Origin of the sequence: Methylobacterium sp. WL9 (genome assembly GCF_008040035.1) — a bacterium.
GTDB classification, from domain to species: Bacteria; Pseudomonadota; Alphaproteobacteria; order Rhizobiales; family Beijerinckiaceae; genus Methylobacterium; species Methylobacterium thuringiense.
Window position 1 is genome coordinate 95,564 of the sequence record NZ_VRVE01000003.1, and the last position, 23,198, is coordinate 118,761.

23 protein-coding genes are annotated in these 23,198 nt (G+C 68.7%); 10 read left to right on the top strand and 13 right to left on the bottom strand.

The window, feature by feature from the left end; genetic code table 11:
- Positions 1–128 precede the first annotated feature (128 nt).
- Positions 129–1,418 (bottom strand): citrate synthase, encoded by a 1,290-nt coding sequence (locus FV217_RS02305; RefSeq protein WP_147813884.1) that lies wholly within the window; start codon positions 1,416–1,418, stop codon positions 129–131.
- Between the two features lie 201 nt (positions 1,419–1,619).
- The gene (gltX, locus tag FV217_RS02310) at positions 1,620–3,017 is read right to left on the bottom strand and encodes a glutamate--tRNA ligase (RefSeq protein WP_147813886.1); all 1,398 of its coding nucleotides are present in this window, start codon (positions 3,015–3,017) and stop codon (positions 1,620–1,622) included.
- 168 nt (positions 3,018–3,185) lie between these two features.
- On the opposite strand from gltX, the gene FV217_RS02315 reads away from it, so the two are divergent.
- Complete coding sequence (locus FV217_RS02315) at positions 3,186–5,489, top strand: ComEC/Rec2 family competence protein (protein WP_147813888.1); 2,304 nt, start codon at positions 3,186–3,188, stop codon at positions 5,487–5,489.
- Here FV217_RS02315 and lexA read toward each other — a convergent pair.
- Positions 5,483–6,211 (bottom strand): transcriptional repressor LexA, encoded by a 729-nt coding sequence (gene lexA / locus FV217_RS02320; RefSeq protein WP_147813890.1) that lies wholly within the window; start codon positions 6,209–6,211, stop codon positions 5,483–5,485. The genes FV217_RS02315 and lexA overlap by 7 nt on opposite strands.
- A 307-nt stretch (positions 6,212–6,518) precedes the next feature.
- On the opposite strand from lexA, the gene FV217_RS02325 reads away from it, so the two are divergent.
- Positions 6,519–7,064, top strand: a complete 546-nt coding sequence (locus tag FV217_RS02325; RefSeq protein ID WP_147814021.1) for a hypothetical protein — start codon at positions 6,519–6,521, stop codon at positions 7,062–7,064.
- Here the strand turns inward: FV217_RS02325 and rfbA are convergent.
- The 4 genes from rfbA to rfbC are packed head-to-tail and all read right to left on the bottom strand — an operon-like array spanning position 7,061 to position 10,530.
- Entirely contained in the window at positions 7,061–7,951 is an 891-nt protein-coding gene (gene rfbA, locus FV217_RS02330) for a glucose-1-phosphate thymidylyltransferase RfbA (protein ID WP_147813892.1), read from the bottom strand. The genes FV217_RS02325 and rfbA overlap by 4 nt on opposite strands.
- A gap of 22 nt (positions 7,952–7,973) precedes the next feature.
- Positions 7,974–8,858 (bottom strand): dTDP-4-dehydrorhamnose reductase, encoded by an 885-nt coding sequence (gene rfbD / locus FV217_RS02335; RefSeq protein WP_147813894.1) that lies wholly within the window; start codon positions 8,856–8,858, stop codon positions 7,974–7,976.
- A 1-nt stretch (position 8,859) separates the two neighbouring features.
- Positions 8,860–9,918, bottom strand: coding sequence for a dTDP-glucose 4,6-dehydratase (rfbB, locus tag FV217_RS02340; RefSeq protein WP_147813896.1), 1,059 nt, complete (start codon positions 9,916–9,918; stop codon positions 8,860–8,862).
- Between the two features lie 60 nt (positions 9,919–9,978).
- The gene (rfbC, locus tag FV217_RS02345) at positions 9,979–10,530 is read right to left on the bottom strand and encodes a dTDP-4-dehydrorhamnose 3,5-epimerase (RefSeq protein WP_147813898.1); all 552 of its coding nucleotides are present in this window, start codon (positions 10,528–10,530) and stop codon (positions 9,979–9,981) included.
- Positions 10,531–10,848: 318 nt separating this feature from the next.
- Here rfbC and FV217_RS02350 point away from each other — a divergent pair, with 318 nt between their 5' ends.
- The 3 genes from FV217_RS02350 to FV217_RS02360 are packed head-to-tail and all read left to right on the top strand — an operon-like array spanning position 10,849 to position 13,872.
- Complete coding sequence (locus tag FV217_RS02350) at positions 10,849–11,280, top strand: hypothetical protein (RefSeq protein WP_147813900.1); 432 nt, start codon at positions 10,849–10,851, stop codon at positions 11,278–11,280.
- Between the two features lie 7 nt (positions 11,281–11,287).
- On the top strand, positions 11,288–12,193 hold the full coding sequence (locus tag FV217_RS02355) for a polysaccharide deacetylase family protein (RefSeq protein ID WP_147813902.1): 906 nt from the start codon (positions 11,288–11,290) through the stop codon (positions 12,191–12,193).
- 56 nt (positions 12,194–12,249) lie between these two features.
- Positions 12,250–13,872: a sodium:proton antiporter gene (locus FV217_RS02360; protein WP_147813904.1), complete on the top strand. Its 1,623-nt coding sequence runs from the start codon at positions 12,250–12,252 to the stop codon at positions 13,870–13,872.
- 8 nt (positions 13,873–13,880) lie between these two features.
- Here the strand turns inward: FV217_RS02360 and gshB are convergent, their stop codons facing one another.
- Both gshB and FV217_RS02370 read right to left on the bottom strand, forming a co-directional pair.
- A complete protein-coding gene (gene gshB, locus FV217_RS02365; protein ID WP_147813907.1) occupies positions 13,881–14,828 on the bottom strand; it encodes a glutathione synthase in 948 nt (315 codons plus the stop codon).
- A gap of 55 nt (positions 14,829–14,883) precedes the next feature.
- Positions 14,884–15,180, bottom strand: coding sequence for a hypothetical protein (locus tag FV217_RS02370; RefSeq protein ID WP_147813909.1), 297 nt, complete (start codon positions 15,178–15,180; stop codon positions 14,884–14,886).
- 521 nt (positions 15,181–15,701) lie between these two features.
- Here FV217_RS02370 and FV217_RS02375 point away from each other — a divergent pair.
- From FV217_RS02375 to FV217_RS02390, 4 genes are read left to right on the top strand one after another with little or no spacing between them, the layout of a single operon-like run.
- On the top strand, positions 15,702–15,926 hold the full coding sequence (locus FV217_RS02375; protein ID WP_147813911.1) for a hypothetical protein: 225 nt from the start codon (positions 15,702–15,704) through the stop codon (positions 15,924–15,926).
- Positions 15,927–15,982: 56 nt separating this feature from the next.
- A complete protein-coding gene (locus FV217_RS02380) occupies positions 15,983–16,723 on the top strand; it encodes a hypothetical protein (protein ID WP_147814023.1) in 741 nt (246 codons plus the stop codon).
- 40 nt (positions 16,724–16,763) lie between these two features.
- Entirely contained in the window at positions 16,764–17,441 is a 678-nt protein-coding gene (gene rnhA, locus FV217_RS02385; RefSeq protein WP_147813913.1) for a ribonuclease HI, read from the top strand.
- Positions 17,442–17,449: 8 nt separating this feature from the next.
- The gene (locus tag FV217_RS02390; RefSeq protein ID WP_147813915.1) at positions 17,450–18,007 is read left to right on the top strand and encodes a DNA-3-methyladenine glycosylase; all 558 of its coding nucleotides are present in this window, start codon (positions 17,450–17,452) and stop codon (positions 18,005–18,007) included.
- Between the two features lie 3 nt (positions 18,008–18,010).
- Here the strand turns inward: FV217_RS02390 and FV217_RS02395 are convergent, their stop codons facing one another.
- From FV217_RS02395 to FV217_RS02405, 3 genes are all read right to left on the bottom strand, one after another.
- Positions 18,011–18,622: a hypothetical protein gene (locus tag FV217_RS02395; protein ID WP_147813917.1), complete on the bottom strand. Its 612-nt coding sequence runs from the start codon at positions 18,620–18,622 to the stop codon at positions 18,011–18,013.
- Positions 18,623–18,731: 109 nt separating this feature from the next.
- Positions 18,732–19,349 (bottom strand): DUF1214 domain-containing protein, encoded by a 618-nt coding sequence (locus FV217_RS02400; RefSeq protein WP_246682704.1) that lies wholly within the window; start codon positions 19,347–19,349, stop codon positions 18,732–18,734.
- A gap of 101 nt (positions 19,350–19,450) precedes the next feature.
- Positions 19,451–21,727: a PBP1A family penicillin-binding protein gene (locus tag FV217_RS02405; RefSeq protein WP_147813921.1), complete on the bottom strand. Its 2,277-nt coding sequence runs from the start codon at positions 21,725–21,727 to the stop codon at positions 19,451–19,453.
- 273 nt (positions 21,728–22,000) lie between these two features.
- On the opposite strand from FV217_RS02405, the gene FV217_RS02410 reads away from it, so the two are divergent.
- Positions 22,001–22,465 (top strand): YcgN family cysteine cluster protein, encoded by a 465-nt coding sequence (locus FV217_RS02410; RefSeq protein WP_147813922.1) that lies wholly within the window; start codon positions 22,001–22,003, stop codon positions 22,463–22,465.
- Here FV217_RS02410 and FV217_RS02415 read toward each other — a convergent pair.
- On the bottom strand, positions 22,357–23,070 hold the full coding sequence (locus FV217_RS02415; protein WP_246682701.1) for a GNAT family N-acetyltransferase: 714 nt from the start codon (positions 23,068–23,070) through the stop codon (positions 22,357–22,359). The genes FV217_RS02410 and FV217_RS02415 overlap by 109 nt on opposite strands.
- Between the last annotated feature and the right edge of the window lie 128 nt (positions 23,071–23,198).

The window sequence follows — 23,198 nt, forward strand, 5'->3', positions numbered from 1 at the left end:
ATAGAGTGCCGCGGCGACACGATCGGCACGCGCGTCGATGGCTGTCCACAAGCGTCCGCGCTGGTCCGTCGCCGTCGTTCCGGGTCCCGCGGCGCGGCCCCGGAGCGACGTGGTGCGAAAGACGGCGGTCAGCCGCGCTGGGCGATGTTGACGTAGTCGCGCTGCTCCGGGCCGACATAGAGCTGGCGCGGGCGGCCGATCTTCTGGGCCGGGTCCTGGATCATCTCGGCCCACTGGGCGATCCAGCCGGTGGTGCGGGCGAGCGCGAACAGCACCGTGAACATCGAGGTCGGGAAGCCGAGCGCCTTGAGGGTGATGCCCGAATAGAAGTCGATGTTCGGATAGAGCTTCTTCTCGATGAAGTACTCGTCCTCGAGCGCGATCTTCTCGAGCTGCACGGCGACTTCGAGCAGGTCGTCCTTGATGTTGAGCTCCTTGAGCACTTCATGCGTGGTCTTCTGCATGATGCGCGCGCGCGGATCGTAGTTCTTGTAGACGCGGTGGCCGAAGCCCATCAGGCGGAAGGGGTCGTTCTTGTCCTTCGCCTTGGCGACGTATTTGGCGACGTTGTCGGGGGTGCCGATCTCCATCAGCATCTTCAGCGCCGCCTCGTTGGCGCCGCCATGGGCCGGACCCCACAGGCAGGCGATGCCGGCGGCGATACAGGCGAAGGGGTTGGCGCCCGAGGAGCCGGCCAGACGCACCGTCGAGGTCGAGGCGTTCTGCTCGTGGTCGGCGTGCAGGATGAAGATCTTGTCGAGCGCGCGGGCGTAGATCGGGTTGACCTGGAAATCCTCGCACGGCACTGCGAAACACATCCGCAGGAAGTTCGAGGTGTAGTCGAGGTCGTTCTTCGGATATACGAACGGCTGGCCGATCGAGTATTTGTAGGCCATCGCCGCCAGGGTCGGCATCTTGGCGATCATGCGCAGGGAGGCGACCATGCGCTGGTTCTCGTCCGAGATGTCGGTCGAGTCGTGATAGAAGGCCGAGAGCGCGCCGACGCAGGCGACCATGATCGCCATCGGATGCGCGTCGCGGCGGAAGCCCTGGAAGAAGCGGTTCATCTGGTCGTGCACCATGGTGTGGCGCGTGACCCGGTAGTCGAAATCCGCCTTCTGAGCGGGCGTCGGCAATTCGCCGAACAGCATCAGGTAGGCGGTCTCGAGGAAGTCGCCCTGTTCGGCCAACTGCTCGATCGGATAGCCGCGATAGAGCAGCACGCCCTCGTCGCCGTCGATGTAGGTGATCGCCGATTCGCACGAGGCGGTGGAGGTGAAGCCGGGGTCGAAGGTGAAGATGCCGGTCTGGCCGTGCAGCTTGCCGATATCGAGGACACTCGGCCCGATCGTGCCGGACTTGACGGGCAACTCGACGCGCTTGTCGTCGACCGTGATGGAGCTGGCGGAAACGCTCATGGACGCGCGGACCCTTTCTCGCGACGGGCAGCACCGGTCCGGAGGCCGACGGGTCGAACGCTCCGGACTGAGGCGGAACCGCAGATTTGCTGCAGTTGCTCACTCAGTCACCGGGTTAGCGGATCGCTCGACCGCCAGCAACGGGGAGGTCCCGCCTGCTGGCGTGTTGCGATGCGAAAACCGGGCCGTCCGGGCGCGATTCTAGGCGGCGATCTGGTCGCGAAGCCGAGCGAGCGATTCCTCACGGCCGAGCACCGCCATCACGTCGAACAGCGGCGGCGAGGTCGCCCGCCCCGTGAGCGCGGCCCGCAGCGGCTGGGCGACCTGTCCGAGCTTCAGGCCCTGCGCCTCCGCGAACTTTCGCACCTCGGCCTCGGTGGCGGCGGCCGACCACTCCTCCAAGGCTTCGAGCGCGGGGATCACGAGGCCGAGCCGCGCCTTCGCGTCGTCGCCGAGGAGGCCCTTGGCCTTGTCGTCGAGCGCCAGCGGCCGGGCGGCGGTGAGGTAATAGGCGCTGTCGAGAAGCTCCACGAGGGTCTTGGCGCGCTCCTTCAGCCCCGGCATCGCCGCGACGAGTTTTTCGCGCAACTCTGGTGCGATCGGCTCGGGCACGATCCGCTGGATCGCGTCGACCAAAGTCGCGTCGTCGCTGCCGCGGATGTAGAGGCCGTTGAGGTTCTCGAGCTTGGCGAAATCGAAGCGCGCCGGCGAGCGGCCGATCGCCTTGAGATCGAAGGCCGCGACCATCTCGTCCGTCGAGAATACCTCCTGGTCGCCGTGGCTCCAGCCGAGGCGGACGAGGTAGTTGCGCAGGGCCGACGGCAGGTAGCCGAGGTCGCGATATGCCTCGACGCCGAGCGCCCCGTGGCGCTTCGAGAGCTTGGCGCCGTCGGCCCCGTGGATCAGTGGGATATGCGCCATGGCCGGCACGTCCCAGCCGAGCAGCTTGTAGATCTGCGCCTGCCGGGCGGCGTTGGTGAGGTGGTCGTCGCCGCGGATGATCTGAGTGACGCCCATGTCGTGGTCGTCCACCACCACGGCGAGCATGTAGGTCGGGTTGCCGTCCGAGCGCAGCAGCACGAGGTCGTCGAGATCCTTGTTCGCCCAGGTGACGCGGCCCTGCACGGCGTCGTCGACGACGGTCTCACCCTCGGTCGGCGCGCGGAGGCGAATGACCGACTTGGCGCCGGCCGGCGCCTCGGACGGGTCGCGGTCGCGCCAGCGGCCGTCGTAGCGCGGGGCGCGGCCTTCGGCGCGGGCGGTTTCGCGCATCTGCTGCAGCTCTTCCGCGCTGGCGAAGCAGCGATAGGCGTGGCCCGAGGCGAGCAGCGTCTCGGCCGCCTCGCGGTGGCGGTCGGCCCGGGCGAACTGGTGGACGGGCTCGCCGTCCCAGTCGAGGCCGAGCCAGGACATGCCGTCGAGAATCGCGTCGATCGCCCCCTGCGTCGAGCGCTCGCGGTCGGTGTCTTCGATCCGCAGCAGCATGCGCCCGCCGAAGCGGCGCGCGTAGAGCCAGTTGAACAGGGCGGTGCGGGCCCCGCCGATATGCAGGTAGCCCGTGGGCGAGGGCGCAAAGCGCGTGACGACGTTGGACGGCATCGGGAGGCTGACTGCTGAATGGGTGTGGAGCTGAGCGGATCTGTGGATCGACCGCCCCGTTTGGCGGAGTCCGGTACCCGATCCAAGGCGCGCCTGTAGCACGCGCCGAGGGATGCGTTAAGAAAACGTCACGGGGTCTCGCGACCGGGCTGCGACGGAACCAACCGGATGGCGGGGCAGCGCGCGGCATCGGCGGTACGGAGCCTTCCGGCTCGCGTCGCCGGCCGCCTGCCGGTGCCCTCGCTGGCCCTAGGGGATCTTCGCGATGGCCTCGTCGGCGCGCTCGCGCAGGAGGCCGGCCAGCGCCGGCTGTTTCCCTGGCTCGCGGTAGCCTTCGGGGCGGGAATCCTCGTCGAGCTGACCGCGACGGACGGGCCGCCGATGCTGGTCGCGCCGCTCTCTGCCGCAGTGCTCGCCGTCGCGACGAGCTTCGCCCTGCGCGCCAGGCCGGTGGCGCTGGCCCTGATGCTCGCCCTCGCCGCAGCGTTCCTCGGCTTTGCCGCCGCCGCCTATCGCGTCGCCAGCGTGGCGAGCCCGGTCCTCGCCCGCACGATGATCGCGCCGCTGACCGGCCTCGTCGAAGCCCTCGACGAACGCGAACAGGGCGCCCGGCTCGTCGTGAAGGTGATCGCCTTCGGCACGCTGGAGGAGGTGGGGCGCCCGACGCGGGTGCGGGTCTCCTATCGGAAGGCGCAGGCGATCAAGCCCGGTGATCGGATCAGCGCCGTCGCGCGGCTGCTGCCGCCACCCGAGGCGGCGCGGCCCGGTGGCTACGATTTCGCCCGCGATGCCTATTTTCGCGGCATCGGGGCCGTCGGCTCCCTGACCGGCCGGATCGACGTGATCGCTCCGACCGGGCCGTTGCCCTGGCGGCTCCGCCTCGCTGCCGCGATCGACGACGCTCGCAACGCGCTCACCCGACGGATCACCGACGCCAATGGCGGGCAGGCCGGCGCCGTCGCCGCAGCCCTCGTCACCGGCAAGCGCGGGCTGATCTCGCCGCAGACCAACGACGTGCTGCGCGCGGCGGGGATCTATCACGTGGTGTCGATCTCCGGGCTGCACATGGTGCTCGCCGCCGGTGTCGTGTTCTGGCTGGTGCGGGCGATGCTCGCGCTGGTGCCGGTTCTGGCGCTCACCTGGCCGATCAAGAAGATCGCGGCCGGCGCGGCGATGGCCGGCGTCACCGCCTATTGCGCCTTCTCCGGCTGGGACATCGCGGCCGAGCGCTCCTGGATCATGACCCTTGTGATGCTCGGCGCCATCCTGGTCGACCGCCCGGCATTGAGCATGCGCAACCTCGCGCTCGCTGCGATGATCGCGCTGGCTCGCGAGCCCGAGGCCCTGCTCGGCCCGAGCTTTCAGATGTCGTTCGGGGCCGTCGCCGGACTGATCACCTGCGCGCCGCTCATCGATGGACGGCTGTTCTCGGGCGAGCGCCTCGGCTGGTTCGGACGTGCGCTGTCCTTCGTCGCGGCGGCGGTGGTCGGCACGTTGGCGACGACGCTGGTCGCACAGATCGCGACGGCGCCGTTCTCGACCTATCACTTCCAGACCGTTCAGCCGTTCGGGCTCGTCGGCAACGCCCTGACCCTGCCGCTCGTGTCGCTGGTGGTGATGCCGTCCGCGGTGATCGGCATCCTCGCCTACCCCTTTGCCCTCGATCAGCCGGTCTGGTGGCTGATGGGGCAGGCGGTGCGCGGCATGCTCGCGATCTCGACCTGGATCGCCGGATTCGGGCAGGCCAATCTCGTGGTTCCGTCCTATGGCCCTTGGGCGCTCGCATTGCTGGCGGCTGCGCTCCTGTTCGCGACGCTTCTGGTCTCGCGGCTACGTTGGTTGGCTCTGCTGCCAGCCGTCGGGGGACTTGCCCTCGCTGCGACGCCCGCTCGCTACGATGTCTTCATCGATCGCGATGGGGCCGGCGCGGCGGTTCGGGGTGCCGATGGGCGCCTCGCCATCCTCGGCAAGCCGCCGAACTTCGTGCTGGAGCAGTGGCTCAAGGCCGACGGCGATGGGCGCCGGGCCGATCAGGTCGGGCAGGGGGAGGGCGCCCGCTGCGACCGGCTCGGCTGTACGATCCGGCTGGCGGACGGACGGTGGCTGTCCCTCGTCAAGGACCGGCGCGGCCTGTTCGAGGATTGCGCCCGCGCCGCTATTCTGGTGACCCGCCGAGATGCGCCGCCCGGTTGCGCGGCGGGCCTGCTCCTCGACCGGAAATTTCTGGCCGAGCACGGCGCGGCGATGATCCGCCTAGACTCGAGCGGACCGGTTCTGGTCACCGTACGAAAGCCCGGTCCACCGCCGCCCTGGCGTCCGGCGGCTGCCATCAAGCCGCCCGAACCGCCTACGTCCAAACCGGATTTGCCGACGCCCGTTCAGCCATCAGGCTTCGCGAACTACCGGCAGCCGTCACCTACTGAGGACACCGAAGCTTCTGCTGCGGACGCCCCTGCCGAGCCGCTTCAGTAGCGGCGCACGAGACTGACGAGGCGGCCCTGGATCTGGACCCGGTCGGGTCCGAGTACGCGGGTCTCGTAGGCCGGGTTGGCGGCCTCCAGAGCGATTGAGGAGCCGCGGCGGCGCAGGCGCTTCAGGGTCGCCTCCTCGTCGTCGATCAGCGCCACGATGATGTCGCCGGTCTGGGCTGTATCCTGCTTGCGGATCACCACGAGGTCGCCGTCGAGGATGCCGGCCTCGATCATCGAATCGCCGCGCACTTCCAGCGCGTAGTGCTCGCCGCCGGCCAGGAAGTCCGGCGACATCGCGATGGAATGGCTCTGGTTCTGGATAGCGGAGATCGGCGTACCGGCCGCGATCCGGCCCATCACCGGCACCATCACCGAGCGGCCGTCTTCGTCGAAGACCTGTGTCGTCGTCGGCCTCGGCGGAACGGACTTGGACCGCCCACCCTCGACCACGCTCGGTGTGAAACGACGCACTTCGGCCTGTGGCGCGGGCGGCTGCTTGCCCGTGATCGGCTCCGGAATACGGATGATCTCGATGGCGCGCGCCCGATTCGGCAGGCGCCGCAGAAAGCCACGCTCCTCCAGCGCTGTGATCAACCGGTGGATGCCGGATTTGGAGCGCAGATCGAGCGCATCCTTCATCTCGTCGAAGGAGGGGGGAACGCCGCTCTCGCTCATTCTCTGCTGGATGAACTGGAGCAGCTCCAACTGCTTGCGCGTCAACATGAGAGCCACCTAGGAGGGGGCGACCGCCAAGCGCGGAACCGCCGAAACAAACCACGAACACGTTAAGCGTTCTTCAAGTGTTCTGCAAGCGAGAGACAAGCGTGAATTGCGCCATGACGGGCAAAGCTGCGTCTCCTTCGCCGATGGACGTTTCCAGCGGGACACCGTATTGCGCTGCGCAATGGATGCGGAAGCCGACGGTGCGACAGGCCCCGAGGGTGGCCGGCGGATCGCGGTATTGGCCCTCGCGGCGGCTGTCGGCTGCGTTGCGACACCGGCACCGGCCCGTGCGCAAGAGCCGCCGACGATCCTCCCAATCGAACCGAGGGCCGGGACCGAGTGCTTGATCGAAACCCTGAGTGCCCGCCTGCTCGCCGCCCACAGTGCGACCGCCGTCCTCGAGGCCTGGTGCGCCGAGCGCGGCCTCGCCGCCGATCCGCGTCTCACGGCCGTACGGGTTGCAGGCGCGGACAAGCCGCTTTCGGCCGAGCAGCGCGAGCGCCTGGCGATCGGTGCCGACGAGCTGGTGCGCTATCGGCGCGTCCGCTTGACCTGCGGTGGCCACGTCCTGTCCGAGGCCGACAACTGGTACGTGCCGGGCCGGCTGACGCCGGAGATGAATACGATGTTGGAGACCACGCAGGCCCCGTTCGGGCGCGTGGTGCATCCGCTGTCGCCGACGCGGCGCAACCTGTCGCTCAAGATGCTTTGGACGCCGGGCGACGCCGAACTGCCTGGGCCCGAGAACAGGCTGTTCTTCGTCGAGGCCGTGCTCTCGACGGCGGCCGGCATCCCGTTCTGCGAAGTCGCCGAGACCTATACCGGTGCCGTGATGGCACTTGGCGAGCGCTAGGCCGTCCCGTCCAGCGGCTGGTCCTCCTTGGCGAGCCGCAGCAGGTTCTGGCCGTAGGAGGTCTTGGCGAACAGTTCGCCGCGGGCGACGAGCTGGTCGCGGGTGATGAAGTTCTGAAGATAGGCGATCTCCTCCAGGCAGGCGACCTGGAGGCCCTGGCGGTTCTGCAGGGTGCGTACGAACTCCGCCGCTTCCAGCAGGCTGTCATGCGTGCCGGTATCGAGCCAGGCATAGCCGCGGGACATCCGCTCGACGTGGAGCTGGCCGAGATCGAGATAGGCCTGGTTGACGGATGTGATCTCGAGTTCGCCCCGGTCCGAGGGCTTCACTGCGGCGGCGATGTCGAGGACCTGGTTGTCGTAGAAGTACAGGCCCGTGACCGCCCAGGGGGATTCGGGCTTCTTCGGCTTCTCGACGAGACGCAGCGGCCGACCCTCCTTGTCGAGGGTGACGACGCCGTAGGCCTCCGGGTGGTCGACATGGTAGGCGAACACCGTGGCGCCGCCCTGCCGCTCGCGGGCGCGCCGCAGCAGCTCGCTCATGCCGTTGCCGAAGAACAGGTTGTCGCCGAGCACCAGCGCGACGGGATCGCAGCCGACGAACTCGCGGCCGATGACGAAGGCCTGGGCCAGGCCCTCGGGCCGCGGCTGGACCGCATAGGTGAAGCTCACGCCGAACTGCTCGCCGGAGCCGAGCAGGCGCTGGTAGTTGCCGAGATGCTCAGGCGACGAGATCACCAGGATCTCGCGGATGCCGGCCAGCATCAGCACCGAGATCGGGTAGTAGATCATCGGCTTGTCGTAGACCGGCAGCAGCTGCTTGTTGATGGCGAGCGTCGCCGGATGCAGCCGGGTGCCGGAGCCGCCGGCCAGAACGATGCCCTTCATGGCGTAGCCTTTTTCCTATCTGTCAGTGCGCCGGGCCGACGAGGCGGTCGAGGATGTCGTCGAGTGCCTCTTGCCAGGGCCGGGGCGTCAGGCCGTAGGCGACTGTCAGGCTTTTCGTGGAGAGCTCGGAGTTGACCGGGCGCCTCGCCGGGGTCGGGTAGGCGCTCGTCGGGATGCCCTTGACCGGGATCGTGCGGCCGCCGCGCCGGGCATTGCCGGCGACGATGCCCTCGGCGAAGCCGTGCCAGGTGGTGACGCCCGCATTGACGTAGTGGAAGGTCCCCGTCGGCGCATCTGCGTCCTCGGCCAGCCGCAGCGCGATCCGGGCCAACCCCGCAGCGAGGTCGGCGGCCGAGGTCGGGCAGCCATGCTGGTCGTCGACGACGCTGAGTTGATCACGCTCGCCGGCCAGCCGCAGCATGGTCTTCACGAAGTTGCCGCGGTGGGGGCTGACCACCCAGGCGGTCCGCACGATGGCATGGCGCGGGTTGGCGGTGCGCACCGCCATCTCGCCGGCCGCCTTGCTTGCTCCGTAGACGCTGGTCGGGCCGATCGGCGCGTCGGTCTCGTAGGAGCCGCTGCTCGAACCGTCGAAAACGTAGTCGGTCGAGACATGAACCAGCGGAATTTTTTTTGAGTTTGTCGTCGCGGAAAGAATCGCCGGAGCGAGAGCGTTGAGGCGCCAGGCGGCGGCGACGTCGCTCTCGGCCTTGTCGACGGCGGTGTAGGCGGCCGTGTTGATCACGGCCGCCCAGTCGCGCTCGGCGACGATGCGGGCGACGGCCGTCTCGTCGGTTATGTCGAGGCTCGCGCGGTCCGGCGCATAGACCTGCACGCTTTCGGGCCAGGCATAGGCCTGAAGCTCCGTTCCGACCTGACCGCCGCCGCCGAGAACCAGGATGTCCATCTCAGGCGCTCTTGGCTGCCAGACCGAGCCGCTCGCCGGTGTAGCGGCCCTCGCGGATCGGACGCCACCAGCTCTCGGTGTCGAGATACCAGCGCACGGTCTCTTCCAGCGCCTCCTCGAACACCTTGGTCGGCGCCCAGCCGACCTCGGCCTCGGCCTTCGACGGGTCGATGGCGTAGCGCCGGTCGTGGCCGGGGCGGTCGGTGACGAAGCTGATCAGCTTTTCGTGCGGCGCGTGCTCGGGGCGCAACCGGTCGAAGGCCGCGCAGAGCGCCTTCACCACAGCGAGGTTGTTGCGCACGGCCCGGCCGCCGAGCAGGTAGGTCTCGCCGATCCGGCCCGTCATAAGCACTGCGACGAGACCGCGGGCGTGGTCCTCGACATGGATCCAGTCGCGCTCGTTCAGTCCGTCGCCGTAGACCGGCAGTTTCTTCCCCTCGAGCGCGTTGAGGATCATCAGCGGGATCAGCTTTTCCGGGAAGTGGCGCGGCCCGTAATTGTTCGAGCAGTTCGTCACCAGCACCGGCAGGCCGTAGGTCTCGTGCCAGGCACGCGCGAGGTGGTCGGAGGCCGCCTTGGAGGCCGAGTAGGGCGAGCGCGGGTCGTAGCGGCTCTCTTCGGTGAAGAAGGCGTCCGGCGGCAGGGAGCCGTAGACCTCGTCGGTCGAGACGTGGAGGAACCGGAAGGCCTTGCGGTCGGCCTCGGGAAGGCCCTCCCAGAACGAGCGGGCGCCGTCGAGCATCACCTGCGTGCCGACGACGTTGGTGCGCACGAAGGCGCCGGGGTCGGTGATCGAGCGGTCGACATGGCTCTCGGCGGCGAGATGCATCACCGCCTGCGGCCGGAACTCGGCGTAGAGCGCATGGACGCGGGCCGGATCGCAGATATCGGCCTGGACGAACCGGTGCCGGCCGTCGCCGTCGAGGGGCTGCAGCGAGATCGGGTTGGCCGCATAGGTCAGCGCGTCGAGCGTCAGCACCTCGTGACCGAGATCCTGCACCAGATGCAGGACGAGGGCGGAGCCGATGAAGCCGCAGCCGCCGGTCACGAGAATGCGCATGGGGGTCTCCGTCAGCTTGGGCGTCGGGCGCCACGACGCCCGGCGAACAATTCGTTCGCCTCAGAACAGCTTTTCGAGGCTGGCGAGCCGCGGCGCGGTCTTGTCCTTGCCGGACAGGATCGCCTCGGCCTCGCTCACCGGCCAGTCGATGCCGATGTCGGGATCGTTCCAGGCGATGCTGCGGTCGTTCGCCGGGCTGTAATACGCGTCGACCTTGTAGGCCACCATGGTGTTCGGCTCCAGAGTACAGAAGCCGTGCGCGAAGCCGTGCGGCACGAATAGTTGTTCGCCGTTCTCGGCATCGAGGCGCACGGCGACGTATTTCCCGAACGTCGGCGAGTCGTGGCGAATGTCGACGGCGACGTCGAGGATCGCGCCCGCCAGCACGCGCACCAGCTTGGCCTGCGCCGCCGGCGGCGTCTGGAAATGCAGGCCTCGCAGCGTCCCGGCCGGGGCCGAGAAGGACTGGTTGTCCTGCACGAAGGCGCTGGTGATACCACCCTCGGCAAGCTGATCGACCCGAAACACCTCCGAGAACCAGCCACGCTCGTCGCCATGCCGCTTCGGGATGACGCGCTTGACCGCGGGGATCTCCGTTTCGATCACACGCATCGCTGTCCTCCGGGCTCGCCGGCCCCCTCGTTCGGGCGCCGTTGAAGGTCGCGATGGGGGCGAAGTCAAGGCGGTGCCTTGCGAAACCGGCTTCGCTGGGCAAGCCGATCGCCCCAAGCGATGCCGCTGCTCGTGATGGGTCCGACCTCGGTGCAGCGCGGCGTGGATCTGTGAGCGCAAGACCTGGACGCGGATGGGATAAGCACGAGCGCGTCTGCGCGCTCATGCCCCCTGGAGGGCCGAGGGCGGACGATCTATGTCGCGGGTGCCTATAAGCGGCTCGTAAGAAGCTGCTCCATTCGAGGAACGCCCCAGACGATGTCCAGACATTTCCTCGCCGCAGTCCTACTCGCAGGCTTCGCCTTGCCCGCCGTCGCGGAAGACGCTGCGCCGCCGCGAACGATCCGCAACGCTCCTGCACCGCGCGCCCTCGAACTCGCGGCGTACGTCTACGCGGCCTCGAACGTCTGCGGCTACAAGATCGGCGTACCGGAATTCGATGCCGTGCTCGCCAAGATGAACACCAAGTCCGAGGACGTCAGCCCGCGCGGGCCCTTCGGCGCCCGCATCCAGGGGATCTTCGGGATGATGTCGAACGACATGGCGCTGCATCGCGAGCAGTCCTGCATCGCGGTGGCCGGCGAGTACGGCCCCGAGGGCAGCATCGCCAAGAACGTGCTGCAGCCGACGGCCGCCGGCGAGGTCGCTCCGCCTGCGCCGAAGGCTCCGGACGCGACACCTGCCAAGTAGCCATTCGGTGACCGAAGCCTCTCACGGCCGCTACCGCTACAGCGCCCTGCCCAGCCGCCCGGTCTACGACTGGCCAGGCGGCAGGCGGCTCGCGGTCTACGTCGCCCTCAACCTCGAAACCTTCGCTTTCGGCGATGGCCTCGGCGCGGAGCTGGCGCCGGGCGGACCGCAACCGGACGTGCTCAATTACTCCTGGCGCGACTGGGGCAACCGCGTCGGCGTGTTTCGCCTGCTCGACCTCTTCGCCGAGCTGTCGCTGCCCGTGGCGGTGCTCGCCAACAGCCGGCTCCATGCCGATTGTCCCGGCTTGATGGAGGCCGTGCGCCGCTATGGCGAAACCCATCCCGTCGAGATCGTCGCCCATGGCCGCAGCAATGCCGAGCGGCAGGGCGACCTGGACGAGGCGGCCGAGCGGGCTCTGATCGCCGAGGCGACGCAGGCCCTGGCGCGCGAGGAGGGCCGGGCGCCGACGGGCTGGCTCGGTCCCTGGATCTCGCAATCGCGGGTCACGCCGGACCTGCTTTCGGAGGCCGGCTACGACTACCTCCTCGACTGGGCGCATGACGACCAGCCGGTGCGCTTCGCGACCCGGGACGGGCGCGGCATCCTCTCGGTACCGTACCCCCAAGAGCTCAACGACATCCCGGCGGTCATCGCGCGCGGGCATACCGGCCGGGAATTCGCACGGATGATCCGCGACGGCTTCGCCGAGATGCGAACGGCCTCGCGGGCCGCGCCGCTGGTGATGGGCATCGCGCTCCACCCCTACATCGTCGGCCAGCCGCACCGCCTGAGACCGTTGCGACGGGCGCTCGCCGGCATCGTCAAGCACCGCAAGACGATCTGGCTGACGACGCCCGGTGCCATAGCCCGGCACGTCGCGACGTTACCGGAGGGCATCCTGCCGGGCTGAGACGCCGCAGGACAACGTCGCTCGAAACCGCCGCGCCGCCCTATCTCCTGTTCCATATGTTCGTGTTCGAATGGATCGTCGCGGTGCTGGTCGGCGCCGTGCTGCTTGCGGCCCTAGCGCGGCGCGTCGGCGCGCCCTATCCGGCCTTCCTCGCGCTCGGCGGCGTCGGGCTCGCCCTGGCCCCGGGCTTCCCGAACCTGCGGCTCGATCCCGACCTTGCCCTCGCGCTGTTTCTCGCGCCCGTCCTGGTCGACGCCGGCTACGCCACGTCTCTGCGGGACCTGCGGGTCAACTGGCGGCCGATCGCCGGGCTCGCCGTCGGCGCCGTTCTCGTCACGACGCTTGCGGTCGCCGTAGTGGTCAAGATGCTGGTACCGGACATGCCGCTCTCGGCGGCGATCGTGCTCGGTGCCATCGTCGCCCCGCCGGACGCCGTGGCGGCGCTCTCGGTCCTCGCGCACGTGCCGCTCCCGCACCGGCTCACGACGATCCTGCGTGGCGAGAGCCTGCTCAACGATGCCGGCTCGTTGTTGATTTACCGGCTCGGCGTCGCGGCGGCCGTCACCGGGCACTTCTCCCTGTCCGAGGTCGCGCCCGCCTTCCTCCTCGGCGTCGTCGGCAGCCTGATCGCCGGTCCGATCCTCGCCCGGATCTACCTGTGGGGGATGCGCTGGGTGTCGGACCCGGCCAGCAGCATCGTCCTGCAATTCGCGGCGGCCTTCGGGGTCTGGATCGCGGCCGAAGCGATTGAACTCTCGGGCGTGCTGACCGTCGTCAGCTTCGCCCTGGTCGTGGCACGCTACGCCCCCGAGCGGACGGCACCGCGCCCGCGCATCCTGTCCTATGCCGTCTGGGACACGGTGATCTTCGTCCTCAACGTTCTGGCCTTCGTCCTGATCGGCAATCAGCTCGGCCCGATCCTCGAACGGCTGCGTGCTGCCGAGAACCTTCCCTTCGCGATGGTGGCGGGCTCGGTGCTGCTGACGGTCGTTCTCGTCCGTATCGCCTGGGTGCTGCCTGCGAGTGGCATCCGGCGGATCGGATTCGCCGAAGCGCGCCGCTCCAAGGATCGCTCCGTCCTCGACCTCGGCAACGCCTTCCGCAAGGGCATCGCGGCGGGCGGGCGCGAGGCGTCCGATCTCGGGCCCGGTGCGGGGTTCGCCGTGTCCTGGGCGGGCATGCGTGGCCTCGTTACCATCGCCGGTGCCCTGGCCCTGCCCGAGAGCGGACCGAATGGTGCCTTTCCCTATCGCGACCTCATTGTCCTCACGGCCTTCGCCGTGGTGATCGGCACCCTGGTGATCCAGGGGCTGACGCTGCGCCCGCTGCTCGCCTGGCTGAAGCTGGAGGACACCGACCCCGTCGGCCACGAGGTCGGCTGGGGCCGGGCCGAGGCCTACGGCGCTGCGATCCAGAGCCTGGAGGGCGACGAGTCCGACATCGCCGAGGCCCTGCGACGGGAGTTCCGCATCGTCGTGGAGGAGGCCGAGGCGCACGAGGAGGGCCTGGCGCCCGAGGGCCTGCCCGCCGACGATGCCCGCCGCCGGGCGATCCAGGCCGCGCGCGAGCGCATCCTGGCGCTGCGCCGGGCCGGCGAGATCGGCGACGACGCCTTCTTCGTGTTGGAAGAAGAGTTCGACTGGACCGAACTCAGTGCGACGCCGCGCGCCGAGACCTGAGCGGTCGCTTAGCCGGCGCCGACCCGCTCCTCGATCGAATCCCAGACCGACACGGCCAGATCCGGTCCGCCGAGCCGCTTGATGGCACGCAGGCCAGTCGGCGAGGTCACGTTGATCTCGGTGAGGTGACCGTCGATCACGTCGATGCCGACGAGGATCAGCCCGCGGCGCTTCAGTTCCGGGCCGATGGTGGCGCAGATCTCGCGCTCGCGCTCGGTGAGGTCGGACGGGCCGGCGGCTCCGCCGCGCACCATGTTCGAGCGGATGTCGCCCTTGGCCGGCACGCGGTTGATCGCGCCCATCGGTTCGCCGTCGACGAGGATGATGCGCTTGTCGCCCTCGGTGACCTTCTCGAGGAACTTCTGGACCACCCACTGCTCGCGGAACGTCACGGCGAAGAGGTCGAACATCGAGCCGAAATTCGGGTCGTCCTCCGTCACGCGGAAAACCGCCGCGCCGCCGTGCCCGTGCAGCGGCTTCATCGCCACCGTGCCGTACTCCCGGCGAAACGCCTCGATCTCGGCCTTGTCGCGAGAGATCAGCGTCGGCGGCATCAGCTCGGGGAAGTCGAGGACGAACAGCTTTTCGGGAGCGTTGCGAACTTCGGCCGGGTCGTTGACCACCAGCGTCTCGCCGGAGATCGCCTCCAGCATGTGCGTGGCCGTGATGTAGGCCATGTCGAAGGGCGGATCCTGGCGCATTAGCACCACGTCCGCCTCGACGAGATCGATGCGCTCGATCGGCCCAAGGGTGGCATGCGCCCCCTCGACATCCTGCACGGTCACGGGCTCGACCCGCGCCGTGACGCGACGGCCCTGCATCGAGAGGCGGTCGGGAGTGTAGTACAGCAGGCGATGCCCCCGCGCCTGGGCTTCCAGCATCAGCGCGAAGGTCGTGTCGCCGGCGATGCGAATCGCCTGGATCGGGTCCATCTGGACCGCGACGGTGAGGGCCATGGGTAACCTCTGTTGTGTGAGGAGGTGGCCCCCTCCGGTCGTGACGATTGCGGGCTCAGCGCCCCTTGATCTTGCCGGGCTCGCGCTTGTCGAAGTCGCCGATCGCGGCCTTGCACTCGGCCGAGAGGCGCGCTCGGTTGCGGTTCATGCACTTGTCGGCCTCGCCGCTGTTCGGATCTACGCCGGCGCAGAGGCGGAAGAAGTCGTTGGCGCAGTTGAGCTGCAGGCCGGGATCGTCCCGCTGGGCAAGCGCCGGGCTGGTCGCGGCGAGGAGGATAGCGAACGGCGCAATCTTCAATACCGTCGACAGGCCCTTCGACGGGCCCCCGAATCGTGCCGAATCCGAATTCATCCTGAGGTGTCCTTACGCGCTTGCGCTCACGGTGTTTCGAGACGGCATATCGGGCGCAACGCGACGTAAGCAAGCGCGCCGGATGGCCGGGAGGGCCGGTTCCTCGGCATGGGTCGCTTGCGGGTAACACCATAGGCCGGCGGCAGCAGGGAGGTACCGCTCGAAAAAAGGCTCCGCTCGGGGGGCCGAGCGGAGCCAAAGTTCAGGGAGGAAAAGCCCGCCTTAGGACAGTCAATCAATCAGCAAATTTCGGGCCAATGCGGAACGATGCCCCGTTTCGGGACGGATCCCCCTGCATTTCGTCCGTTAGTCCGTCGGTCGAACCAGCCGTGAGCCCCTGGCGCACGCAGTGGATGGGATGATCGCCATCGCCGCATGGAAACGTTCCGTTAACGATGCCGTGATGATCTTCCCCTGCGCTCAAGCCGGGCGGCGCCATCGTCCGGCCATCCTCGACCGTTCACTCGCCGTCCGCGGGTGCCCGGAACGCAAGCCGCACGGAATCGGACGGGATCATCCGCATGAACCCCCGCAACACCCTGTCAAAGAGCCGCAATAGCGCGGCCGAGCCCAAGCCGTCGGCGCTGGTCTTGGCTATGCCGACAGCCGCAGGCCGCCGCTTCCGGCGCGAAGCTTCGGCCGATGCCGCGCCACTCGGGCAGATCCTGCTCTTCACCGGCGTTCGCTACGAGCGCATGCCGGATGTGCAGGTCGAGCCGGCGGTCCCACAGCGCAAGCGCTCGTGACGCTCTCTGCCAAACGGGTTCTCTTACGGACCCTGCCGATCGCCGGCCTGTTCCTGATGGGCGGCTGCGCCCAGGAAGGCGATTTCGGACGGCCGGCGCCGAGTGCCTGGAATTCCCTCGTCGACTCCACCGGCGCCATCGCCGCGCGGGAGCGCGAAGAGCCGTCCTCCGTATTTCCCCTGACCGACGATGAGCGGATCCTGCGCGACCGGGCCTGGCGCTTCCTGATGCCGGCCCAGGGGCGCGCCGCCTTCACCGACATCCTCGCCAACCTCACGCGTTCGCGCCTGCTGCCGCCGTCGGCGCGCATCGACGACATCGAGGGCTACCACGCCGAGCTGATCGCCGGCCCGTTCCGCTCGCCCTATTCGCGCTACAGCCGGCTCTCCGAGGACGCTACCGCCGACGGCCGCCTGATCCCGCCCTTCGCCGCCACGGCTTCCCGGGTGATCGACGCCGACCGCCTGCGCCTGCGCGCCCTGCCGTTCTCGGCGAGCCTCGACGATTTCGATGTCCGCCACGCCGCGATGCGGGTGGCTGAGAACCGCTGCCTGATCGCCTGGGTTCGGCTCGAGACCGGCCTGCGCGTCGCCCGCTATCGCTTCGCCCTGGAGCATTTCGTGGTCGAGATGCCGGGCCGCGAAGCCCTCGCGGCGGAGCGTACGATCGCCTTCCTCGACGACCGCCGCCCGATCCTCGCCGCCCTGCTGCCGCCCGAGGCCGAGGCGCGTTGCGGCCTCGTGCGGAGCGCCGTGCCGCTCGCCGGACTGGTCCCGCCGGTGGTCGCGAAGTACTGAACCGCCTATCGTCGGCTTCCACCGATCCACGAGTCCAGAGATGCGAACCATCGTCTATGCCGACGGCGGCTGCGACCCCAATCCCGGCCCCGGTGGCTGGGGCGTCGTGATCCAGGCGGCGGACGGCCCGGTCGAGCTGCATGGCGGCGACCGTGTCACCACCAACAACCGGATGGAGCTGACCGCCGCGATCAGCGCGCTGGAATATTTTCCCGAGGGCGCGGCGATCGAGATGCGCTGCGACAGCCAGTACGTTGTCAAATCAGTCACCGAGTGGATGCCCGGCTGGAAGCGGCGCGGCTGGCGCACGGCCACTGGCCCCGTCAAGAACGTTGACCTGATGGAGCGGCTGGACGCGCTGGCGCGCACCCGCGACGTGAAATGGACCTGGGTGCGCGGCCATTCCGGGGAGGTCGGCAACGAGCGTGCCGACGTTCTCGCGACGCTCGGGCGTCGCGAGATGCTGGGCGAGCGGGCGAAGCCCGCAAGCGCGCCGGCCAAGGCTCCTTCGCCGGCAGCGCCTGCGACGATCCCGATGATGGTCGAGATCGGGCTTGCCGGCGAGATCGCGCGGGCGGCCAAGCGCCTGGGGCTGTCCCAAGGCGCCTTGGTCGAGGATGCGCTCCGGCTCGCCCTGGAACTCGGCCCGGAGGGCGTCGCCCGGACTAGGAAGGCGCTTGCGCTCGACAGCGCAAGAGCCCCGGCCCAGGCGTCCTGACGGCGTTCGTGAAGGCGAGCTTCTTCGCCAGGCACGCGGCCGAGGTCGCCGCCGACCTGATCGGACACACGCTGCTGGTCGGCGGCGTCGGCGGCATCATTGTCGAGACCGAGGCCTACGACCGGCAGGATCCGGCCTCGCGCAGCTTTTCTGGTCCGACGAAGCGCAATGCGAGCATGTTCGGGCCGCCGGGCCACGCCTGCGTCTATCGCTCCTACGGCTTGCACTGGTGCCTCGACCTCGTCTGCGAGCCGGGCAGCGCTGTATTGCTGCGCGCTCTCGAGCCGACCGACGTTTTGGACGCGATGCATGCGCGCCGCGGCCTGAGCGAGTCCCGCCTCCTCTGCGCCGGACCAGGCCGTCTGTCGCAGGCGCTCGCCATCACCGCCGCCTACGACGGCTTGCCGATCGAAGCGGCACCGTTCGGATGGCGTCCTCCTTCCGCGCCGGTACGCGTCGAGGCCGGCGCGCGCGTCGGCATCAGCCGTGGCGTCGAGACGCCGTGGCGGTTCCTGCTCGTAGGCTCGCGCTTCGTCAGCAAGTCGCTGCCGCGAAGGACGGTCTGACGCTCAGCCGCCGGGTTTGGTGTTCGCGTCCGTCGGTTCTTCAGGGGCATCGATGGAGCACGACACGGCGTCGACCGCATCGTTGGCCATGGCGCTCTGGCTCGGCAGGGCCGCGATAACGCGCACGACGGCGTAGCCCTCGCGCTCCGGAGCGACGATGCGGACGTCGCGGTTGACCTGGTTCTCGTCCTCCGACGCGAGGGCTTCGTCGTACTGGGCACGGGTCATGATGACGAGGTCGAGGGAGCCGCGTACGGCCGCCTGATCGGTGACGGCGTAGAAGGCGCCCTTTCGGCTATGCACGGCGATCGACAGGGTGAGTGCCCCGGTACGTGCCGAGACACGCATCGGGCCGTCGTCGAGATCGTAGGCGCAGACGCCGACCGCCACCGCCGGATCGGGGATCGGCAGCCAGGCCTCAGCCGGGGCGGGGACTCCTGCGACGGCGAGGCTGTGGATGCGCAGGGGATGATCGAGGCTCTCGCTGCTGCGGGCGAGCGAGAACGCGTCGCCCTGCGCGAAATACGGAATCGCACGGACCGTGACGATATGGACGATCCCGGCGAGCACGAGCCCGCACAGCGTCGCGAGGATGAGGCGTCCGCGCGTGCTCATGCCAGCGGCCCTCGATTTCGATGCATCGAGGGGAGTCCGCGGCATCGGCGTGCACGCGCGCCTGCCGTCGGCCGAATGCCGGAAAAGTCAAATTCGACGTCCGCCGGTATCATCGGCTGCATCCGAGGCGCGTGATCGCCGGTAGAGTGTTACGGTCGAGGCTTCCCACGCTCGCGGCGACGGGGGTGTCGTATAGCCGGAGCGCGAGCCGGACCGGTCCCCTGGGACGCGGCATCGGCAGCCAGTTGCCGCTCTGGACGTCCTGGCTGATCGCGATGACGAAGCGGTCATCGGTGCTGCGCAGGACTTCCGTGGACGTGAAGCCCTCGCGCAGCCGGGTTTTCGCCGGGTCGGCCGCGCCACGGCCGGCAATGGTGAGGGTCCAGGCACGGGCCGGCGGCACCACGCCACCGATGGCGTAGCTGCAGCCCGCCTCCAGGGTGCGACCGCTGTCGTCGACGGCGGCAGTCAGCAGGAGGCCCTCTCCGATGGCGAGCGGGATCTCGCCGCGGCGGGAATTCACGGCGCGCGAATACGGGTCGGCATCTGCCGAGCCGGTCCTCGGCCAAGCCGTCCAGGCACCGATCGTGGTGCCGCCGAACGGGTAGCCGCCGCGCGTGGCGAAGTCGGCGCTGGCGAGGCCGAGCAGCGCGCCGAGGGCGAGGGCATAGAGCACGAACCCCGTCCGCGACGTCCGCCGCAGGAAGCCGCCGAGCACGCCACCGATGCGGGCACCGCGTTCCCGAAACGACTTAGGATCGGACGCGGAGGTGTGCTCGCTCGTGGAGCCGGTTATGATCCGAGTGAATGCGTTCACGACACGCCGCCTCAACGCGTCCCGAAGCGGCCGCCCTCGGCCAGTTCGACGGGAACGAGGCCGGGAGGCCGGACCTGATCAGGCCGGACCGCCCCGGACTTGAGCGGATCCGGCTTGGCCTGCCCGGCCTTCGCCGCCGCCCCCGAATCGACCGAGCGGAACAGGCCGTTGAGGCTCGACATCACCTCGAAGGAGCGCTTCGACAGCTTTCCGGCTGCACTGGCCGTCAAGTTGACGGGAGCCAGGCCTGGAACCGCCTGCGCGACCGGCCCCGGCTTGGTCTTGTCGCTGAGGCCGGGCAGCGGCTTCACCTCGATGCCCTGGTGGGCCGGTTCCATGATCTCGTGCCAAGTCATCGCTGGCAGGGAGCCGCCTGTCATCTTGTTGGTCGTGCTGTGGTCGTCATTGCCGAACCAGACCGCGCCGACGAGGGCGCCGGTGTAGCCGACGAACCAGGCGTCGCGGTAATTGTTGGTGGTGCCGGTCTTGCCCGCGACTTTCCAGCCCTCGATCTGGGCTTTGCGGGCCGTGCCCTCCTCGACCACCTTGTTCAGCATGAAGTTCATGTCGGCGGTGACCTTGGTCGACAGCACCTGCGGGGCCGGGTCGTCGGTCCGGCGATAGATCACCTCGCCGCTCGAATTGCGGATCTCGGTCGCGGCGAAGGCGCGGGCGTAGCGGCCGCCATTGGCGAAGACGGCGAAGCCCGAGGCCTGGTCGAGCACGGTGATGTCGTCGGCGCCGATCGGCATCGAGACCGTGTCCGGCAGCGGCGAGAGCACGCCCATGGCCTTGGCCGTCTCGGTGATCTTGTCGCGTCCGGCCTTCGCGGCCTTCCACTCGTTGGTGATGCCGAGCCCCTTGCCCAGCGCGATCGAGATCTTGATCGGGATCGTGTTGATCGACTTGGCGACGGCGAGCCACATCGGCTGGCGGCCCGAATACGACCGCCCGTAGTTCTGCGGACACCAGTTGCCGACGCAGACCGGCGAGTCGGTCACGATCGTGTCCGGTTTGAACAACCCCGAGGACAGGGCGGCCGCATAGACGTAGGGCTTGAACGAGGAGCCGGGCTGGCGCAGCGCGTCCACCGCCCGGTTGAACTGGCTCTCGCCGTAATCGGCACCGCCGACCATGGCGCGGACGCCGCCGTCGGGATCGGCGATCACCACGCCGGCCTCGTCGACGTTGTAGCTGTCGCCGAAGCGGCGCAGCACGTTCTCGACGGCCTGGTCGGCACTCTTCTGGATGCGGATGTCGAGCGCGGTTTTTACCGTCAGCACGCGGTCGTTGCGGAGCTTGCCGGCATCGGCGAGGCGCTTCACCTCGGTGAAGGCCCAGTCGAGATAGTAGTCGGCGGTGACGTCCTTGGCCCGCACCACCGGCGTCGCCGGATTGCGCAACGCCGTCTGGATCTGGCCCTCGGTGACGAAGCCGGCCTCGACCATGTTGTGCAGCACGTCGACTGCCCGGCCACGGGCCGCGGGCAGGTTGACGTTCGGTGAGTATTTCGTCGGCGCCTTGAACAGGCCGGCGAGCATGGCGGCTTCGGCCAGGGTCACGTCCTGCAGGCGTTTGCCGAAATAATAGTCGGCCGCCGCAACCGCGCCGAAGGTGCCGCCGCCCATATAAGCGCGGTCGAGATAGAGCTTCAGGATCTCGTTCTTGGAGAGGTGGTTCTCGAGCCAGAAGGCCAGGAAGGCCTCGTTGATCTTACGCTCGATCGAACGTTCGTTGGACAGGAACAGGTTCTTGGCGAGCTGCTGCGTCAGGGTCGAGCCGCCCTGGGTGCCGCCCTTGCCGCTGGAATTCGAGACCAGCGCGCGCGCCGTGCCGATCGGGTCGATGCCCCAATGCTCGTAGAAGCGCCGGTCCTCGGTGGACAGCAGCGCCTTGATCATGAGTTCCGGGAAATCGTCGAGCTTGAGCGAATCGTCGTGCTTGATGCCGCGCCGCCCGACCTCGGTGCCGTAGCGGTCCAGGAAGGTGACGGCGAGATCCTGCTCCTTCAGCCAGCCCTGCTCGCTGGTGAGGTTGAAGGCGGACTGCGCGAGAAACAGCACCAGGAGGGCGCCGGCGGTGCCGATGGTGGCGGCCTCGCTCGTCAGGTCCAGCGCGAAGCGCTTCCAGCCGCGGAAGGAGAAGACGGCCATCCGCTCGCGGAAGCGCTCGTAGGCCTCTCCCGAGGAGCGGCCGCCCTCGAACATGCTCGCATTGACCCAGGCATCGAAGCCAAGGGCCGCGCGGCTGATCCGGGTCTTGATCGAAGTGAGGCTGGGCAGGCGCACGGCTTGGTCCGGTCCCTCGGATGACCCGGTTGCGAGCCGGTTCCTCGCCTCAGGGCGCGGTCCACCGATCCGAACGTCGATCTTGTATCAAGGCTCGCGAGCCTGCGCGAGGTTTGCGATCACCTCGGTAACGCCGGGAATCGCAACCTCACGGCGTATTGCCATCGAAAGCTCCCGTTAACCTTGATGCATGAATGGGGCGCCCGGGTGGCGTCGACCGCCGCCCGATCCCCAGCCCTTGCCTGCCGCCCGCCCGTGCTGCACGAGCAGGCGATGTCGCAGAACACGTACAACCCCTTCTGGCGGACCAAGAGCCTCGACGAGATGACCTCGGCCGAGTGGGAGAGCCTGTGCGACGGCTGCGGCCGGTGCTGCCTCCTGAAGCTCGAGGACGACGACACCGGCGAGATCCACCACACCGATGTCGGCTGCACGCTGCTCGATGCCCATTCCTGCACGTGCCGCGACTACCGCAACCGGGCCAAGCGCGTGCCCGATTGCGTGCGCCTGACGCCGGAAGCGGTCCGCACCATCCCGTGGCTCCCGCCGACCTGCGCCTACCGGCTCGTGCGGGAGGGCCAGGACTTGCGTTCCTGGCATCCACTCGTGTCAGGCCGCAGGGCCAGCGTTCACGAGGCGGGCATCTCGGTGCGCGGACGCGTCGCAGGCAATGAGGAGGAATTCACCGAGGACGAACTCGTCGACCGCATCGTGCCGTGGCCGGACGAGGCGGCCTGACACCGGCCAATCGCCGCAGTCGTCAGGGCAAGGCTGAGATCGAGCGCTTCGGCAACCCCCTGCGACCAGAAGGAGAACGGCGTCGGCCGGTCGAGGTGGATCGCGCCATCCATCTCCGAACCGGCCGGGTTCAGTTCGGCGCCGTGTCTCAAGGCGAGCCGGCGCATCGGGCCGTTGCCGTTGAGACATCGTACGTGCAGATCGCCGACACCCCGGCCTCGGGCCGCCTCGACGATCCGTCGAAACAGGGCCGAGCCGAGCCCCTCGCGTCGGAAGGGATGCTCGACGACGAAGGCCGCCTCCGCCAGCGGAGCGAGTAGACATCCCGGCGAAGGCCGGCCCGCGGGGCGCAGCTCGCCGAGACCGCGCAGGATGCCGTCGACGAAACCCCCGATGACCAACCCTTTCGTAACGAGGGCGCGCTCGGCGTAAGCTAGAGCGGCCGCATCGCTGACGGCAGCCAGGAATCGGTTGGCCCGCGTCTCGGAATCGAGCCGCAGCACGAAGGCACGGACGGTGTCGACATCGCTCGGCCAGAGACGGCGGCAGAACATGCTGGTGTCGTTGCGCCGGTTGCGACGCAGCTCGCTAAGAGAATCGCTCATGGCGTGATGGTCTCCGGTTGAGCGCGGGACACGCGTGGTTCCGGACGAGACCTCCCCAGTGGCTCTGTCAGCCCTTTCCCGACATGGTCATCGTTCTTCGCGTCATTCTCTGGGCAGCGAAGCAGATA

Coding starts and splice junctions, on each gene's coding strand:
- FV217_RS02305 (WP_147813884.1), bottom strand. CDS start 1,418: ATGAGCGTTTCCGCCAGCTCCATCACGGTCGACGACAAGCGCGTCGAG.
- gltX (WP_147813886.1), bottom strand. CDS start 3,017: ATGCCGTCCAACGTCGTCACGCGCTTTGCGCCCTCGCCCACGGGCTAC.
- FV217_RS02315 (WP_147813888.1), top strand. CDS start 3,186: ATGGCGGGGCAGCGCGCGGCATCGGCGGTACGGAGCCTTCCGGCTCGC.
- lexA (WP_147813890.1), bottom strand. CDS start 6,211: ATGTTGACGCGCAAGCAGTTGGAGCTGCTCCAGTTCATCCAGCAGAGA.
- rfbA (WP_147813892.1), bottom strand. CDS start 7,951: ATGAAGGGCATCGTTCTGGCCGGCGGCTCCGGCACCCGGCTGCATCCG.
- rfbD (WP_147813894.1), bottom strand. CDS start 8,858: ATGGACATCCTGGTTCTCGGCGGCGGCGGTCAGGTCGGAACGGAGCTT.
- rfbB (WP_147813896.1), bottom strand. CDS start 9,918: ATGCGCATTCTCGTGACCGGCGGCTGCGGCTTCATCGGCTCCGCCCTC.
- rfbC (WP_147813898.1), bottom strand. CDS start 10,530: ATGCGTGTGATCGAAACGGAGATCCCCGCGGTCAAGCGCGTCATCCCG.
- FV217_RS02350 (WP_147813900.1), top strand. CDS start 10,849: ATGTCCAGACATTTCCTCGCCGCAGTCCTACTCGCAGGCTTCGCCTTG.
- FV217_RS02360 (WP_147813904.1), top strand. CDS start 12,250: ATGTTCGTGTTCGAATGGATCGTCGCGGTGCTGGTCGGCGCCGTGCTG.
- gshB (WP_147813907.1), bottom strand. CDS start 14,828: ATGGCCCTCACCGTCGCGGTCCAGATGGACCCGATCCAGGCGATTCGC.
- FV217_RS02370 (WP_147813909.1), bottom strand. CDS start 15,180: ATGAATTCGGATTCGGCACGATTCGGGGGCCCGTCGAAGGGCCTGTCG.
- FV217_RS02375 (WP_147813911.1), top strand. CDS start 15,702: ATGAACCCCCGCAACACCCTGTCAAAGAGCCGCAATAGCGCGGCCGAG.
- FV217_RS02380 (WP_147814023.1), top strand. CDS start 15,983: ATGGGCGGCTGCGCCCAGGAAGGCGATTTCGGACGGCCGGCGCCGAGT.
- rnhA (WP_147813913.1), top strand. CDS start 16,764: ATGCGAACCATCGTCTATGCCGACGGCGGCTGCGACCCCAATCCCGGC.
- FV217_RS02395 (WP_147813917.1), bottom strand. CDS start 18,622: ATGAGCACGCGCGGACGCCTCATCCTCGCGACGCTGTGCGGGCTCGTG.
- FV217_RS02410 (WP_147813922.1), top strand. CDS start 22,001: ATGTCGCAGAACACGTACAACCCCTTCTGGCGGACCAAGAGCCTCGAC.
- FV217_RS02415 (WP_246682701.1), bottom strand. CDS start 23,070: ATGAGCGATTCTCTTAGCGAGCTGCGTCGCAACCGGCGCAACGACACC.